A 15,939-nucleotide genomic window follows, 5' to 3' on the forward strand; every position below is an offset into this window, starting at 1 on the left:
TATTTTTTAAAGCCCGAAGGCTTCTGATATCTGCTTCCGAGTGCCCACACAGATTGTCTGATAAATTGTTAAAGAGCATGCCGCGATTATTCAGCGGCGCGGGCTGCGTATATTACGCTTTCCGCTTTATCAGTCAAGCATTTATTTTGCTTTCCTGACGATTCGCTTGTTATCGAATCTTCCTGAACACCGCATTCCGTAAGCCGTTGTGCCGTGTCAGTGGAGGCGCATTATAGGGAGTTCTTTTTCGGTGACAAGCGCTAATTTCAAATTAATTTCTGAGTGTCGCTTTTTTCAACAAAACCTCTCTAAACCGCTACTTTTTCCAGCGAAGGGAAGCCATAACGCTGTAAAACTGGCGATAATTTCATCGCCTCACTGTTTAACTCAGTGCAAAACGCGCAGTTAGCCTGAGAAGACTGCACGCCAGGCGCTTCGTGCTCAAGCAGCCAGGCTGTCCGGCGCGCTATCGCCGCGCCCGAATCGATTAATCGCGTTCCTTCAGGTAACACCTGCTGCAACTCTTCACGCAATAATGGAAAGTGGGTACAGCCCAGCACAACCGTATCAGGTGGCTCGGCCATACGTAGCCAGGGTTGCACAATGCGCCTCACCTCTTCTAATGCTACCGCCTGACCGTGCAGCTTCTGCTCGGCCAGTTCCACCAGCTCTGCCGAACCGAGCATGGCAATTCGGCACGAGGTGGCAAACTGCGCCACCAGCTCATGCGTATAAGCGCGGCGCACCGTGGCACGCGTTGCCAGTAATCCCACCACGCCATTACGCGTCAGACGCGCTGCAGGTTTAATCGCAGGCACCACACCGACGACGGGAAAATCAAAACGCGCGCGCAGCGCGGGCAGGGAAACCGTACTGGCAGTATTGCAGGCAATAATACAGAGTGAGAGAGGATGACGGCTGGCAATGGCGCCGACGATCTCAACGACGCGCGCCACAATATACTCTTCCGTCTTTTCGCCGTAGGGAAAGCCTGCGTTATCGAAAGCGTACAGATAATGCAGATCCGGCAGCAGTTGCCGGACCTCATTATAGACAGAAAGCCCCCCCACGCCGGAATCAAACACCAGCACGGTGGGACGCAGATCAGAAGCTGTAGCTGGCGCTGAGGTAATACTCCGTTCCTGGAGTTTGATAGCCATACACTGTCTCGTAGTCTTTATCAAACAGGTTGGCAATTCTACCACGAACCGTCAGCTGAGATGTGACCGGATACGACACCGCGAGATCCCACAGACTCACGCCGCCCAGTTTTACGCGGCGGGTGGGATAGCTGTTGTAGTCATTATCGAAGCGGTCGCCCAGGTAGTGGTAGGTCACCGACCAGTCGAGATGATACAGAGTCCAGTCGAGCTGATACTTAACCTGCTGTTTTGCACGGCGAACCAGCTGTTGATCCGTTTCGCCATCGCGCGCATCAACGTAGTCCCAGGAAATCTGATGACCCAGCGGGCCGGTATCAAAGGAAGCGGTCGCCTCAACACCTTTAATGCGCGCCTTGCGGATATTAAAGTAGCGATAGGTCACCGGATCGCTGTCAATCAGGTTATCGATGTCATTACGATAGCCTGAGATGCGCCAGCTTACCGGTCCGGTTAAGCCGTCAAAGCCCCCTTCCCACTGCTTGCTTTTTTCCGGGTCGAGGTCAGGATTGCCATATCCTGGGCTATAGACTTGGGAAAGATTCGGTGCCTTGAAGGCGGTGCCGTATGAGGCAAAGGCGTGATAGCCCGACACAAACTCCCAGGACGCTGCCGTTTGCCAGGTGTGATGCCAGCCGAACTGGTTATTATCATCACCGCGCAACGCACCTTCTAAGGTTACGCTGCCAAACTGCTGCTGTCCGGTAAGGTAGACGCCGGTATTACGCTGCTCGTAGCTGTCTGCCAGATAGTTTGTTCCTGGCTCGGTGGTCTCTTTCTGCCAGTCTACACCGCCACTGATAGTGCCCTGCCCCACCTGCAGCGTATTGCCCCATTGCAGGTTGTACTGAGTGACATCATCAAAAGTCGACGCCGCACCATAGCGGCCATTGCGCGGATCGTAGTTGATATCTTTGGTTCGACTGTAGCTGGCAATCAGCTGCGTTGAATAGATGTCATGGTTAACGCGCAGGCCGGTATCCCACGTCTGACTATAGAGCTGGCGTGTGTCAGCCAGGCCCACAATATTGGTGTAGCTGTCGTCCCAGGTATAAGAGCCATCATAAGCCGTACGGTTATCGAAGCCGTAGCCGCGCACAAATCCGCTGATTTCATCGCTGAACTGATGTTCCAGATTGCCATACAGGGTTTTACTCATAAAGCCGTCCCGGTCAGGCTGTGCCGGACCATACGCATTGGGATAGCCTGCGCCCACATCGAAGCCGCGGGTATAGGTATAGTTGCCAGCCAGCGTAAGCGTGGTCGCGTCGCTCAGCTTCTGCTGCGTAGAACCGTCGTATGACTGATAACCTTTCGAGCCGATACCCGCCGTCAGCGTTGTACCTGGCTGCGCGCGCCCGGTGATGATATTGACCACGCCGCCAATCGCGTCAGAGCCGTAAACCGCTGAACGCGCACCGCGAATATATTCAATGCGCGCGACCAGTGAGAGAGGAATCTGGCTGAGATCGGAAGAGCCAGAAATGCCCGCCTGGTTGAGGCGGATGCCGTCGATTAAAATCAGCACGTGGCTGGAGTTGGTACCGCGGATAAACAGCGAGCTGCTCTGTCCCAGGCCGCCGTTCTGCGCCACGTCAACGCCAGGCAGGCGACGCATCACATCGGTAAGGCTTTTTGCCTGCCAGCGTTCAATCTCGTCACGCGTAACGACAGTGGTGGGTGCCAGCACCGAGGATACCGGCTGGGCAAAGCGATTAGCAGAAACGATTTGCGTCTCATCATTACCCTGAGCGAAACCCGGTTGCGCCCAGAGAGCAAGCGCCGTTGCACTAAACGCGAACAGCGAAGCGAAGTGTGTTTTCATTGTTATGAGCATCCAAAAGACGAAGCAGGATGCCGCAGGCATACGATCGATAGCACGCGATGACCGTACGAGTTGCGACGTCACACCGGCAGGTCTTCGGGCTGGGAACCATAAATGGCGAAGACTTCCCATCCCGCTGGACAGTGTCTGCAAGGCGATCGCCACGACATTCCTTACCGCTGCGCGTCAGCTCCAGATTTGCACTGGATTCCCTATTAACTCAAGGCTGAGGCCGGCGCAGGCAGTCTACAGCAGTGATAACGGATGTCCAGACAGCCATACACCCCGATGCGCGCGGGACTGGACATCGCCAGGTGAATGCCTACAATCGCCCGGCAAGTTTGCTATTAACCAGGATTGATCATGACACCCGAACATCTCCCGACCGAACAGTATGACGCGCAACTGGCCGAAAAAGTCAGCCGTTTGCAGACGATGATGACGCCGTTCGCCGCGCCTGACGTGGAGGTGTTTCGTTCGCCGGTCAGCCACTACCGGATGCGCGCAGAGTTTCGTCTCTGGCACGACGGTGACGATCTTTATCACATCATCTTTGATCAGGAGACACGCCAGCGCATTCGCGTTGATCGTTTCCCTGCGGCCAGCGAGCTGATTAACGCACTGATGCCGAAAATGATCGACGCCATCCGCGATAACCGCGTACTGCGCCACAAGCTGTTTCAGATCGACTATCTCTCAACGATGAGCAATGAGATTGTGATCTCGCTGCTTTATCACCGCAGGCTGGAGGCGGACTGGACAGAGGCAGCAAGCGCATTGCGCGATGCGCTCCGGGCACAGGGCTATGCGGTGCAGCTGATTGGCCGTGCCACCAAAACCAAAATCTGTCTCGACCGCGACTATGTGGACGAATGTCTGCCTGTTGCCGGCCGCGAGATGATCTATCGCCAGGTGGAGAACAGCTTTACCCAGCCCAATGCGGCCATGAATATTCAGATGCTGGAGTGGGCGATTGATGTCACCAACGGGTCACGCGGCGATCTACTGGAGCTTTACTGCGGCAACGGTAACTTTTCGCTGGCGCTGGCGCGTAATTTCCGCCGCGTGCTGGCGACGGAAATTGCCAAACCCTCTGTTGCTGCCGCCCAGTTCAATATTGAGGCTAATCAGATCGATAACGTCCAGATTATCCGCATGGCGGCAGAAGAGTTTACTCAGGCGATGAACGGCGTGCGCAGTTTTAACCGTTTGCAGGGTATCGATTTAAAGAGTTACGAGTGCGAAACCATTTTTGTCGATCCGCCGCGCAGCGGACTGGATGATGAGACGGTGAAGATGGTACAGGCCTATCCCCGTATCCTTTATATCTCCTGCAACCCTGAGACGCTGCGTGACAACCTGCTCACGCTGGGGCAAACGCATGAGGTTTCCCGCCTCGCACTGTTCGATCAGTTTCCCTATACGCACCATATGGAGTGCGGCGTGTGGCTGACGCGTAAAACGGGATAACAGGGCGGTGTCCCTGATATAAACAGCTAACGCGGACGTCTGATGCCTCTCAGACGCCCGCGCTTGTCTTAATCGTTGTTCTTACGACGCTTCATCTTCAGGCCGATCCAGAACACCAGCGCCACCATCAGCAGCGTGGGAATAAAGTTAGAGCCAATATCCGGATACTCGGCACGCACCAGCGCGCTATAGACCAGAATACCCAGCAGGAAAAACGCGGCGGCTAAACCCGGCATTCCCTCTGGCATATTACGGTTCAGATAACGCTGATGCAGGCTCCAGACCGCGAGCCCCAAAGCGATAATGGGAAAGATAGAAAACGGCACAAAGGTGCTGAACAGCACGGAAAACGAGCCGTTGATAGCTAAACCAGTAATAAAAGCCAGCAGCAGCGTGCCCTTATCGCGAGAAGTCGGTTGTGACATAGCCTTATCCTTATCGTTTACTCTTCGGGTTTTTCCAGGGTGACCGCCAGACGCTCCTGCTCACGGCGATACCAGTAATAAGCACCTTTAGCAATCATGCGCAGCTGTAGCACCAGCCGATCTTCCAGCTTACGGCGCTGCTCAATATCGATATCCAGCGCTTCCGCACCGGCGCTGAACACAATGGTAACCATCGCCTCTGCCTGCGCCTCAGTGAAGCTGCGCGGCATGCGGTTTTCAACTTCGAGGTAGTCAGCCAGTTCGGCGATAAAGTGCTGGATTTCACGCGCGACGGCGGCGCGAAACGCTGCCGACGTGCCGGAGCGTTCACGCAGCAGCAGCCGAAAGGCGTTAGGGTTATTGCCGATGAACTCCATAAAGGTGGAGACCGACGTTTTGATAATGCTGCCACCTTTGGCGATGCGCTGACGCGCCTGACGCATCAGTTGACGCAGCATCAGTCCGCTCTCGTCGACCATGGTCAGGCCAAGTTCATCAACATCTTTAAAATGGCGATAGAAAGACGTGGGCGCGATGCCGGCTTCCCTGGCGACCTCACGTAAACTCAAACTGGCGAAACTGCGTTCAGCGCTGAGCTGGCTAAATGCCGCTTCGATCAGCGTACGCCTTGTACGTTCCTTCTGTTGCGCTCTGACGCCCATTCTCTCTGCCTTATGACAAGTTGAAGAGGCACTATAACAAACTTTTCAGCGTACACAGGGCAAAGTTTGTGACTGCCTGTGAACCTCACGCTTTGTCAAACCGGCAGGAATTTCGCTGTTAGAATTCAGATGTGCGCGGCGAGATGTTAGAATCTCGTTGTAAAAATGTATAGAAACATAGGACGTACTGGTATGCAAAAGTCTTACGATTACGATGCCATCGTGATTGGCTCCGGTCCTGGAGGTGAAGGTGCAGCCATGGGCCTGGTGAAGCAGGGAGCGCGCATCGCAGTGATCGAACGCTACCATAACATCGGCGGCGGTTGTACACACTGGGGCACCATTCCTTCCAAAGCACTTCGCCATGCAGTCAGTCGCATCATTGAATTCAACCAAAACCCGCTTTACAGCGATCACACTCGCCTGCTGCGCTCTTCGTTCGCGGATATTCTTAACCATACGGAAAACGTTATCAGTCAGCAGACCGCCATGCGCCAGGGTTTCTACGAGCGCAACCGCTGCGAGCTGTTTCAGGGTAATGCGCATTTTGTTGATGCCAACACCATTGAAGTTGAACACTACGACGGCACGCGTGAGCAGCTGACGGCAGAAAAATTTGTTATCGCCTGCGGATCACGCCCTTATCACCCGGCTGACGTCGACTTTACCCATCCGCGTATCTATGACTCTGACTCTATCCTTAATCTGCATCATGAACCGGGCCACGTCATTATCTATGGCGCAGGCGTGATCGGCTGTGAATACGCATCGATTTTCCGCGGCCTGAACGTCAAGGTCGATCTGATTAACACGCGCGATCGCCTGCTGGCGTTTCTCGATCAGGAGATGTCGGACTCACTCTCTTACCACTTCTGGAACAGCGGCGTGGTGATTCGTCATAACGAAGAGTTTGAGAAGATAGAGGGCGTCGACGATGGCGTCATCATGCATCTGAAATCGGGCAAAAAGGTAAAAGCGGACTGCCTGCTCTACGCAAACGGCCGAACCGGCAACACCGATTCGCTGGCGCTGGAGAATGTAGGACTTGAGGCAGATGGTCGCGGCCTGCTCAAGGTCAACAGCATGTACCAGACCGCGCAGCCGCACATCTATGCCGTAGGCGATGTCATTGGCTATCCGAGCCTGGCATCAGCCGCCTACGATCAGGGCCGTATTGCCGCCCAGGCCATTATTAAAGGAGAGGCCAGCGCTCATCTGGTGGAAGATATCCCGACCGGGATCTATACCATTCCGGAAATCAGCTCGGTCGGCAAAACCGAACAGCAGCTGACGGCAATGAAGGTGCCGTACGAGGTGGGCCGTGCGCAGTTCAAGCATCTGGCTCGCGCGCAAATCGTTGGCATGAACGTCGGCAGCCTGAAGATCCTGTTCCATCGCGAGACCAAAGAGATTCTGGGTATTCACTGCTTTGGCGAGCGTGCGGCGGAAATCATTCATATCGGCCAGGCGATTATGGAGCAGAAAAACGGTGGTAATACCATTGAGTACTTCGTTAATACCACCTTTAACTACCCCACTATGGCCGAAGCCTATCGCGTGGCCGCACTGAACGGCTTAAACCGCCTGTTTTAACGTGGTGTTCAGATAGCCCTGCATGTGCGTTCGAATCGCTTCTGCCAGTTGCTCATAGCGGCTGCGCAGAGGCGAGCCAGGACGATACACCAGCGCGATAGTGCGCTGTGGCACAGGCTTATAGCACGGCAGATAGCAGACGCCGTCGCGCACGCGCTCCTGTGGCACCGCCAGCGCAGGCAGTAGCGTAATGCCGCTTCCGGCTGCCACCATATTGCGTAGCGTCTCAAGGCTGGTGGCGCGGAAATGGGTATCTTCGTCAGCGCCAGCTTCAAAGCAGAAGCCCATCGCCTGATCGCGCAGACAGTGGCCATCCTCCAGCATTAACAGTTTTTCACCTGCCAGATCGGACATCGGAACACGATCGCGATCGTGCCACGGATGATCCTGATAGATCGCCAGCTTCATCGGCTCATCAAACAGCGGAACCTCAATAAAGGCCTCACTCTCTTTGACCAGCGCCAGAATCGCACAGTCGAGCTTGCCACTGTCGAGCTGTGCCAGCAGCTGCTGCGTCTGCGCTTCATGCAGGTACATTTCAAGTTTAGGGAAGGTCTGGTGCAGCATGGGAATAATCTGCGGCAGCAGATAGGGGCCGGTAGTCGGGATCAGGCCAATATGTAACGGACCAGACATCGCTTCGCCCTGCTGGCTGGCCATTTCTTTCAACACTTTGACTTCCCGCAGCACGGTGCGCGCCTGATCGACCAGCAGCATGCCCGCCTGGGTGAACAACACTTTACGGCTGGTGCGCTCCAGCAGCATTACGCCCAGCTCATCTTCCAGCTTGCGGATCTGACCGCTCAGCGTCGGCTGGCTAACGTGGCATGCATCCGCCGCACGGCGAAAATGACGATGCTCTGCAAGAGAAACCAGGTATTCAAGATCGCGAATGTTCATTGTAATCCTCCAGACCACGATAGCCCGTGGCGATAGATAGGATAGCAATGAACGATTAGCCCTATCAAGCAATGATAAGAATAATGCACGCAACAAATTCAGGCGCGTGGCTCTTAAGGAGAAAATATGTTGGCAACTCAGGAAGGTAAGCCTGTTCCACAGGTGGTGTTCCATACTCGTCAGGGCGATCGCTGGGTCGATGTAACGACGGAAGAGCTGTTCAAAGATAAGACGGTTATCGTCTTTTCGTTGCCGGGCGCGTTTACGCCTACCTGCTCTTCGAGCCACCTGCCTCGCTACAACGAGCTTTTCAGCGTCTTCGCTCAGCACGGCGTCGACAGCATCCTCTGCGTGTCAGTAAACGACACCTTTGTTATGAATGCCTGGAAAGCGGAGCAGCGCGCAGAAAATATCACCTTTATTCCCGACGGCAACGGTGAGTTCACGCGCGGCATGGAAATGCTGGTAGAAAAAGCGGATGTTGGTTTTGGTGCACGCTCGTGGCGCTACTCAATGCTGGTGCGCGACGGCGTAATCGAAAAGATGTTTGTGGAGCCGAACAAGCCGGGCGATCCCTTTGAGGTTTCTGACGCTGATACCCTGCTGCGCTATCTGGCACCCGAATATAAAGTGCAGGAGTCCGTTTCGCTGTTTACCAAACCGGGCTGCCCGTTTTGCACTAAAGCAAAACAGATGCTGATTGATAACAACATACAGTTTGAAGAGATTGTATTGGGTCAGGACGCCACCACCGTCAGCCTGCGTGCCGTATCGGGTCGCGCTACGGTGCCACAGGTGTTTATCGGCGGTCGTCATATTGGCGGCAGCGACGATTTGGAACAGTATCTGCTTTCAGCCTAAAAGAATCATTGTGTCAGCTGGAGTGCTGGCTCTCTGATGATGTGCCTATAAAAATAGTATTTAAATTCCGAAGCTAGAGGTTAGCGGGCAATTATTGCCCGCTTTTTTTCCCAGCAGGATTAACCGGCCGATGACAGCTATTATACGGTGGATTTGCCAGGCATACCTTGCATTAAATCGCCCAGTAGACTTTGCGCCATTACAAGTCCTTCTTCCCAGCCAACATAGGGTCCATAAATAGCACCAGCAATAGCTCCGCCGATCGCGCCGCCAATCATCCCAATCAGGGCAGTAATTCCGCCGCCAATACCGATCACATCAGCAGAATTTGCTCCAAGACCACCCAGAGTAGCCAGGGTCCAGCTACCAATCACAGCTCCGCCAATCGAACAGGCAATACCTTCGGCAACATTCGCCAGCAGATTATCGCTATAAGCACCAGATACGGACTGCAGTTCAGCACCAGTTAACAGACGCATAAAATCACCTTTTTATTTTTTAGAAAATTCGTTAATTAATGAAACATTAGAGATTATTGAATCCCACCGGAAACAAGCGTATGCACGAACTGCTCGGCTAAAGGCAGGCTGTAAGAAAGTGAGACCAGGCTCCCGGCGATAACGCCGCCTACGCCGCCAATTACCGCACCACTTACGGCACCCACCAGTTGTCCAATTACGCCCAGACCCAAAATCCCCATTGCATCACCACCATGCAGAAAGCCAATTGAACCGCCTGCGACAGCAGCGGCGACACCGCCGAGAACCGCGCTAGCTAAATGGTCAGCAACGAAATTTACGACGCTATCAGGAGTAAGTGCTGCACCTGATACATTTGAAACTTCAACTATTGTTAATTCACGCATAAGCCCTCCTGGCTCATATAAAATTTAAAAATAAGCGCTAACAAGGCGCTCAGAAAAATTAAATGCATCCGAAAAAAGAAGGAATAAAAAAAAATCCATAATTCATAAAAAGAGTGAATTTTGTGAAGACCAAAAAGGCAAGCCGATTATAAAAATTATTTCGCTAACATTATTTCAGGTTAATATTTAATACGGAGAGGGAGAAGAAAGGACGATTGTCAATCATTAATAAGAAACAAAGATACTGTATGCAGTAGCAAACTGGCACAGCTTGCGCAATGCCAGTAGTATTTAATAAAGGGCTTTAGGCAAGACGCTTTTTCGCTTCCCCAATGGCAAATGCCACCTGCTGTGGTGCAACGCCGCCTTTGGCGTTACGTTTTTCCAGGCAGGATTGCAGCGCCAGCACCGGATAAACATCCTCTTCAATGACGGCGCTAAACTGCTTCAGCTGCGCCAGCGACAGCGCTTCCAGCGCGATCCCCTGTTTAATCGCTTCAACGACAGCTTCACCGACAATATGATGCGCCTCACGGAACGGCACGCCCTTCGCCACCAGATAGTCGGCCAGCTCGGTGGAGTTCGCGTAGCCCTGCTCTGCCGCTTCCTGGCAGCGCGGACGCTTCACCTGAATGCCATCCAGCACCAGCGCTGACATATGCAGACAGTCCAGCCAGGTGTCGAGCGCGTCGAAAAGCCCCTCTTTATCTTCCTGCATATCTTTGTTGTAGGCCAGCGGCAGCCCTTTCAGCGTCATCATCATACCGGTTAGCGCACCCTGCACGCGGCCACACTTGCCACGGATCAGTTCCAGCGCATCCGGGTTTTTCTTCTGCGGCATCAGCGACGAGCCTGATGTCACTTTGTCAGCCAGCTCAACAAAACCTGCTTCGCCGGTATTGAAGAAAATTAAATCTTCGGCGAAACGCGACAGGTGGACCATGCCAATAGAAGCGTCTGCCAGCAGCTCCAGCACGTGATCGCGGTCGGAAACGGTATCGAGGCTGTTGCGAGTGGCAGAGGCAAAGCCAAGCCAGCCGGCCAGCTGTTCACGGTCGATCTCATAGGCGGTTCCGGCCAGCGCACCGCAGCCAAGCGGACTGACATCCAGGCGCTTGAGGGTATCCTGCAGACGACTCTCATCGCGCGCCAGCATTTCGACATAGGCCAGACACCAGTGCGCAAAAGTAACCGGCTGCGCGCGTTGCAAATGGGTATAGCCCGGCATCACCGCATCCTGATTCGCGTCGGCGGTTGCCACCAGCGCCTGCTGTAGATCGCGCGTTGCGCCAAGCAGCGCTTCTACCTGCATTTTGCACCAGAGTTTCAGATCGGTAGCGACCTGATCGTTACGGCTGCGGCCGGTGTGCAGCTTTTTGCCCAGCGCACCGACTTTCTCAATCAGCTGACCTTCAACCCAACTGTGAATGTCTTCGGCGTCGCTTTGCAGGATCTGCTCGGGGTTCGCCTGTACGTCAGCCAGCAGGGTATTCAGCGCCTGCTCCAGCTGCTGCTGCTCGTCGCTGCTCAGCACGCTAACCGTCACCAGCGCTTTGGACCAGGCAATGGAGCCGATAATGTCCTGCTCCGCCAGACGATAGTCAAAGCGCAGCGAGTCGTTGAACTGTTTGAAACGTTGATCTGCTGCCTGGGTAAAACGCCCGCCCCAAAGTGCCATGTAAAACTCCTTTAACGCTTTTTAAACCAGAGGCGGCCCGAAGCCGCCTCTGCGAAATCTGGATGGGCGAGGCGCGCGCCTCGCCGGAGATTACTTCTTCTGCTCGTTCAGGGCGCGAATGCGCGACGAGAGCGAGAACAGACGGATAAAGCCGCCTGCGTGACGGTGATCGTAAACTTCGTCTTCGCCGAAGGTGGCGAACTCTTCAGAGTAGAGGCTGTTGGACGAGCTTTTCTGGATCGCCGTTGCCTGACCTTTGTAGAGTTGCAGGACCACTTCGCCGTTAACCTCTTCAGCCAGCGACTCCGCCGCGGCCTGAATAGATTTACGCAGCGGCGCAAACCAGCGACCATCGTAAACCACGTAGGACATCTCATGGCCCAGCTGCTCGCGCCATTTGAAGCTGTCGCGATCCAGAACCAGCTGCTCAACGGCACGCAGCGCATTGACCATGATAGTGCCGCCAGGGGTTTCATAGCAGCCACGTGATTTAATGCCCACCAGACGGTTTTCCACGATGTCGATACGGCCAACGCCGTGCTTCGCGCCGATCGCGTTGAGCACTTCAAGGCACTGGAACGGGCTCAGCTTCTCGCCGTTTACCGCTACCACACGCCCTTTTTCTACGGTCACGGTCACATTTTCTGGCTGATCCGGGGCTTCCAGCGGATCCACGGTCCACACCCAGCAATCTTTATTCGGTGCGTTCGACGGGCTTTCCAGCACGCCGCCTTCAGTAGAGATGTGCCATGCGTTCTCGTCGCGGCTGTAGATTTTTTCCAGCGACGCAGTCGTCGGGATGTTGCGCTCTTTCAGGTAATCCAGCAGCGCTTCACGGGAACGCAGGTTCCACTCACGCCACGGCGCGACCACTTTCAGCTGCGGCGCCAGCGCGGTGTAGGTGGTTTCGAACCGCACCTGATCGTTGCCTTTACCGGTTGCACCGTGACACAGCGCATCGGCGCCGACCTTGAGCGCCAGTTCAACCTGCGCTTTGGCGATAATCGGACGCGCCATTGAGGTGCCGAGCAGATAGGTGCCTTCATACAGCGCGCCGGTCTGCAGAACCGGATAAACGTAGTCGCTGATGAACTCTTCACGCAGATCGACAACATGGCACTCCGAGGCACCAGACTGCAGCGCTTTTTTCTCTACGCCTTCCAGATCGCTACGCTCCTGGCCGATATCGGCCACGAACGCGACCACTTCACAGCCGCCGTAGTTCTCTTTCAGCCATGGAATGATGGCAGAGGTGTCCAGACCACCGGAGTAAGCCAGTACGATTTTTTTGATGTTTTGCGTGCTCATTGTCGTCATCCTGAAATCTAAGTCGTTAAGCGAGAATGCGGGTGCCAATAGACACACCGTTAAACAGGTCGGGCAGTTGCTCCGCGTGTCGCCAGCTGGCAATGTCCACCGGGCGGCCCAGGGTGCGCGCCGCGTCGAGCGCCGCGTGCACCTTTACAATCATGCCATCGGTAATGATGCCCTGCGCAATCAGCTGCTCCGCTTTTGCGGCTGTCATCTCAGCGATGCGCTGGCCTTTACCATCGAGAATACCGCTTACGTCAGAGAGCAGCACCAGATCGGCTCCCAGCGTCGCGGCCAGTGCGGTTGCGGCCTGGTCAGCATTGACGTTCATTAGCTCACCGCCGTCAGTAATACCGATTGAACTCACAACAGGCATATATCCTGCAGCCAGCAGCATATTCAGCAGTGCTGGGTTGCCAGGTTCAGCATGGCCCACGTGTCCCAGCTCTTCATCGAACTGCGCCACGTTCACCAGATCGGCATCCCCCAGGCTCAGGCCAACCGCCTTGATACCGTGTTTTTTCGCCCAGGCGAGCAGGGTTTTGTTGGCGGTTCCCGCCAGCGCGCCGGTAATAATGTCAATCTGGTCGGCAGGCGTAACGCGCAGGCCATTTTTCTTCTTCACCGGCAGCGACAGCTTTTTCATCAGCTCATCAACCAGACAGCCGCCGCCGTGAACGATCATCAGCGGACGCTGATGCGCGCTGCGATAGGCCAGTAAGGCGTCAAACAGGCGCGCCAGCGCCTCTTCACTGTCGAGCAGCACGCCGCCCAGTTTGATAATTAATGGAGTCGTCATAATCATCCTTGCCCGTTAAATCAGAGACTGCGTTTCAGGGAAACCGAAGCGAATATTCATACACTGCACCGCCTGTGACGCCGCACCTTTCAGCAGATTATCTTCCGCCGCCACCACAATCAGATGCTCGCCCTGCACGGCAAAACCGATATCGCAGAACGGCTGACCGATAACCGCTTTCAGCGCCGGTACGCCCTGCTCATATACCCGCACCAGTGGCTTGTCGTGATAGGCATGCTGGAACGCCGCGGCCACGTCATCGTGGCTGACGCCCGGCTTAAGGCGACAGGTAATGGTTGCCAGAATGCCACGCGGGAAACTCCCCAGATGCGGTGTGAAAATCACTGGCGTTCCCAGGTGCGCCACAATCTCCGGGTGATGCCGGTGATTAAACAGGCCGTACGCCGACAGGCTCACTTCACAGAAGCTGGTCGCTACGTTGGCTTTGCGACCCGCGCCGCTGACGCCGCTGGTGGCATTGATCACTGGCCACTGCTCCAGATTCAGCAGTTCGCCGTCAACAAGCGGCTTTAGCGCCAGCTGTGCAGCAGTGGGATAGCATCCCGGCACCGCAACCAGCTGCGCCTCTTTAATCTTCGCCTGGTTCCACTCCGCCAGACCATAGACGGCGTTGTCGAGCCAGTCGCCGTGCTGATGGGTGAAGCCGTAAAACTGCTGATAAAAGTCGCCGTCATTAACGCGGAACGCACCGGAGAGATCGAAGACCACGCAGCCCGCCTTGAGGAATTCCGGTGCCAGATCGTGACTGACTTCGTGGGCCGTTGCGAGAAAGACCACGTCCACTTTATCCGCCCACTCCGCTGCACTGCTCAGCGGCTGCAACGGCAGATCCACAATGCCTTTCAGCTGCGGATGCAGATCGGACAGACGCTTACCCGCATCGGGGCTTTGCGCTGAAACCGCCAAAGCGGTTATGTTCATATGTGGATGGCGATTAAGGAAAGTGGCGAGTTCCACACCAGCGTAACCACTGGCACCAACGATCAGCGTATTCAACATCAGGCTGTAACCCTTTTTACAGTCACACGTTCCGGGTCGCGGCCATGCCCCGTTGCCCACGATGCCGTTTGAGGGGATTTTTGCTTCCCAGCCAACCGGCGTTAATGTATTTTTATTCACTATTAATGCATGAATATTGATACATCCTAACTCAAGGACCGTCAACAGTGAAGACAAAATTACCGCCTTTTATCGAACTCTACCGCCAGCTGATTGCCACTCCAAGCATCAGCGCAACCGATGCGGCGCTGGATCAGAGCAATGAAACTTTAATCAATTTGCTGGCAGGCTGGTTTCGCGATCTCGGCTTCAGTGTTGAAGTCCAGCCCGTGCCGGGCACGCGCCATAAATTTAACATGCTGGCCCGCACTGGCAGCGGTGCAGGCGGCCTGCTGCTTGCCGGGCATACCGATACTGTGCCCTTTGACGATGGCCGCTGGACGCGCGATCCCTTTACCCTGACCGAGCATGACAACAAGCTCTTTGGTTTGGGTACTGCCGACATGAAAGGTTTCTTTGCCTTTATTCTCGACACGTTGCGCGATGTGGACGTCAGCAAACTCAGCAAGCCGCTCTACATCCTGGCGACAGCGGATGAAGAGACCACCATGGCAGGAGCGAAGTATTTCTCCGAAACCACTGCTATCCGTCCGGATTGCGCCATTATCGGCGAACCCACCTCCCTGAAGCCGGTGCGTGCGCACAAAGGTCACCTGTCCCACGTTATTCGCATACAGGGCCAGTCGGGCCACTCCAGCGATCCGTCGCGCGGCGTTAACGCCATTGAGCTAATGCATGATGCTGTCAGCCACCTGATGCAGCTGCGCAACACGCTGAAAGAACGCTACAACCACGATGGCTTCGCTATCCCTTATCCCACCATGAACTTCGGCCACATTCACGGTGGCGACGCGGCGAATCGCATCTGCGCCTGCTGCGAACTGCACATGGATATTCGCCCGTTGCCTGGTCTGACGCTGAATGATCTGGAAGGGTTACTGAATGAGTCGCTGGCACCGGTCAGCGCGCGCTGGCCTGGCCGCTTGACCGTAGGCGAGCTGCATCCGCCCATTCCAGGCTACGAATGCCCGGCGAACCATGAGCTGGTGGTGGTGGTAGAAAAATTACTCGGTACCCCGACTGAAGTGGTGAACTACTGCACCGAAGCGCCCTTTATTCAGACGCTCTGCCCGACACTGGTTCTGGGGCCGGGATCAATCAACCAGGCGCATCAGCCGGATGAATTTATCGATACTGCATTCATTAAGCCAACGCGTGCTTTAATCGCTCAGGTTGTGCAGCATTTTTGCCACTGATATGCAATAAACAGGGCAATTCACTGTTAAGAAAGTAATTTTCCTGATCTCCAC

General features: G+C 54.9%; 15 protein-coding genes and 1 riboswitch. Of the genes, 4 read left to right on the plus strand and 11 right to left on the minus strand.

Annotated elements, in window-relative coordinates; translation table 11 throughout:
- Positions 1 to 308: 308 nt before the first annotated feature.
- Entirely contained in the window at positions 309 to 1,160 is an 852-nt protein-coding gene (murI, locus tag HP564_RS18390) for a glutamate racemase (RefSeq protein WP_371245280.1), read from the minus strand.
- Complete coding sequence (gene btuB / locus HP564_RS18395) at positions 1,105 to 2,997, minus strand: TonB-dependent vitamin B12 receptor BtuB (RefSeq protein WP_371245378.1); 1,893 nt, start codon at positions 2,995 to 2,997, stop codon at positions 1,105 to 1,107. The genes murI and btuB overlap by 56 nt, the downstream gene beginning before the upstream one ends.
- Positions 2,998 to 3,054: 57 nt before the next feature.
- A riboswitch (cobalamin riboswitch) is annotated at positions 3,055 to 3,237 on the minus strand.
- 111 nt (positions 3,238 to 3,348) lie between these two features.
- Here btuB and trmA point away from each other — a divergent pair.
- Complete coding sequence (trmA, locus tag HP564_RS18400; RefSeq protein WP_371245281.1) at positions 3,349 to 4,455, plus strand: tRNA (uridine(54)-C5)-methyltransferase TrmA; 1,107 nt, start codon at positions 3,349 to 3,351, stop codon at positions 4,453 to 4,455.
- A 68-nt stretch (positions 4,456 to 4,523) separates the two neighbouring features.
- On the opposite strand, the gene HP564_RS18405 is transcribed toward trmA, so the two are convergent.
- Positions 4,524 to 4,880: a YijD family membrane protein gene (locus HP564_RS18405; RefSeq protein WP_371245282.1), complete on the minus strand. Its 357-nt coding sequence runs from the start codon at positions 4,878 to 4,880 to the stop codon at positions 4,524 to 4,526.
- Between the two features lie 17 nt (positions 4,881 to 4,897).
- Complete coding sequence (fabR, locus tag HP564_RS18410; protein WP_371245283.1) at positions 4,898 to 5,542, minus strand: HTH-type transcriptional repressor FabR; 645 nt, start codon at positions 5,540 to 5,542, stop codon at positions 4,898 to 4,900.
- A gap of 192 nt (positions 5,543 to 5,734) precedes the next feature.
- Here fabR and sthA point away from each other — a divergent pair, with 192 nt between their 5' ends.
- The gene (sthA, locus tag HP564_RS18415; protein WP_371245284.1) at positions 5,735 to 7,135 is read left to right on the plus strand and encodes a Si-specific NAD(P)(+) transhydrogenase; all 1,401 of its coding nucleotides are present in this window, start codon (positions 5,735 to 5,737) and stop codon (positions 7,133 to 7,135) included.
- Here sthA and oxyR read toward each other — a convergent pair.
- Positions 7,118 to 8,035: a DNA-binding transcriptional regulator OxyR gene (oxyR, locus tag HP564_RS18420; RefSeq protein WP_371245285.1), complete on the minus strand. Its 918-nt coding sequence runs from the start codon at positions 8,033 to 8,035 to the stop codon at positions 7,118 to 7,120. The genes sthA and oxyR overlap by 18 nt on opposite strands.
- A 126-nt stretch (positions 8,036 to 8,161) precedes the next feature.
- On the opposite strand from oxyR, the gene HP564_RS18425 reads away from it, so the two are divergent.
- Positions 8,162 to 8,896, plus strand: coding sequence for a glutathione peroxidase (locus tag HP564_RS18425; RefSeq protein WP_371245286.1), 735 nt, complete (start codon positions 8,162 to 8,164; stop codon positions 8,894 to 8,896).
- 140 nt (positions 8,897 to 9,036) lie between these two features.
- Here HP564_RS18425 and HP564_RS18430 read toward each other — a convergent pair whose 3' ends face one another.
- The 6 genes from HP564_RS18430 to argC form a co-directional block, all read right to left on the minus strand.
- Entirely contained in the window at positions 9,037 to 9,375 is a 339-nt protein-coding gene (locus HP564_RS18430; RefSeq protein WP_371245287.1) for a hypothetical protein, read from the minus strand.
- Positions 9,376 to 9,428: 53 nt separating this feature from the next.
- Positions 9,429 to 9,761, minus strand: a complete 333-nt coding sequence (locus tag HP564_RS18435; RefSeq protein ID WP_371245288.1) for a colicin V synthesis protein — start codon at positions 9,759 to 9,761, stop codon at positions 9,429 to 9,431.
- 304 nt (positions 9,762 to 10,065) lie between these two features.
- Positions 10,066 to 11,439: an argininosuccinate lyase gene (argH, locus tag HP564_RS18440; protein WP_371245289.1), complete on the minus strand. Its 1,374-nt coding sequence runs from the start codon at positions 11,437 to 11,439 to the stop codon at positions 10,066 to 10,068.
- Positions 11,440 to 11,529: 90 nt separating this feature from the next.
- Positions 11,530 to 12,747 (minus strand): argininosuccinate synthase, encoded by a 1,218-nt coding sequence (locus HP564_RS18445; RefSeq protein WP_371245290.1) that lies wholly within the window; start codon positions 12,745 to 12,747, stop codon positions 11,530 to 11,532.
- 25 nt (positions 12,748 to 12,772) lie between these two features.
- On the minus strand, positions 12,773 to 13,549 hold the full coding sequence (argB, locus tag HP564_RS18450; RefSeq protein ID WP_371245291.1) for an acetylglutamate kinase: 777 nt from the start codon (positions 13,547 to 13,549) through the stop codon (positions 12,773 to 12,775).
- A 15-nt stretch (positions 13,550 to 13,564) separates the two neighbouring features.
- Complete coding sequence (gene argC, locus HP564_RS18455; RefSeq protein ID WP_371245379.1) at positions 13,565 to 14,569, minus strand: N-acetyl-gamma-glutamyl-phosphate reductase; 1,005 nt, start codon at positions 14,567 to 14,569, stop codon at positions 13,565 to 13,567.
- Between the two features lie 167 nt (positions 14,570 to 14,736).
- On the opposite strand from argC, the gene argE reads away from it, so the two are divergent.
- Positions 14,737 to 15,885: an acetylornithine deacetylase gene (gene argE, locus HP564_RS18460; protein WP_371245292.1), complete on the plus strand. Its 1,149-nt coding sequence runs from the start codon at positions 14,737 to 14,739 to the stop codon at positions 15,883 to 15,885.
- Positions 15,886 to 15,939 lie beyond the last annotated feature (54 nt).

This window comes from Pantoea sp. KPR_PJ (assembly GCF_041386365.1).
Lineage (GTDB): Bacteria > Pseudomonadota > Gammaproteobacteria > Enterobacterales > Enterobacteriaceae > Pantoea.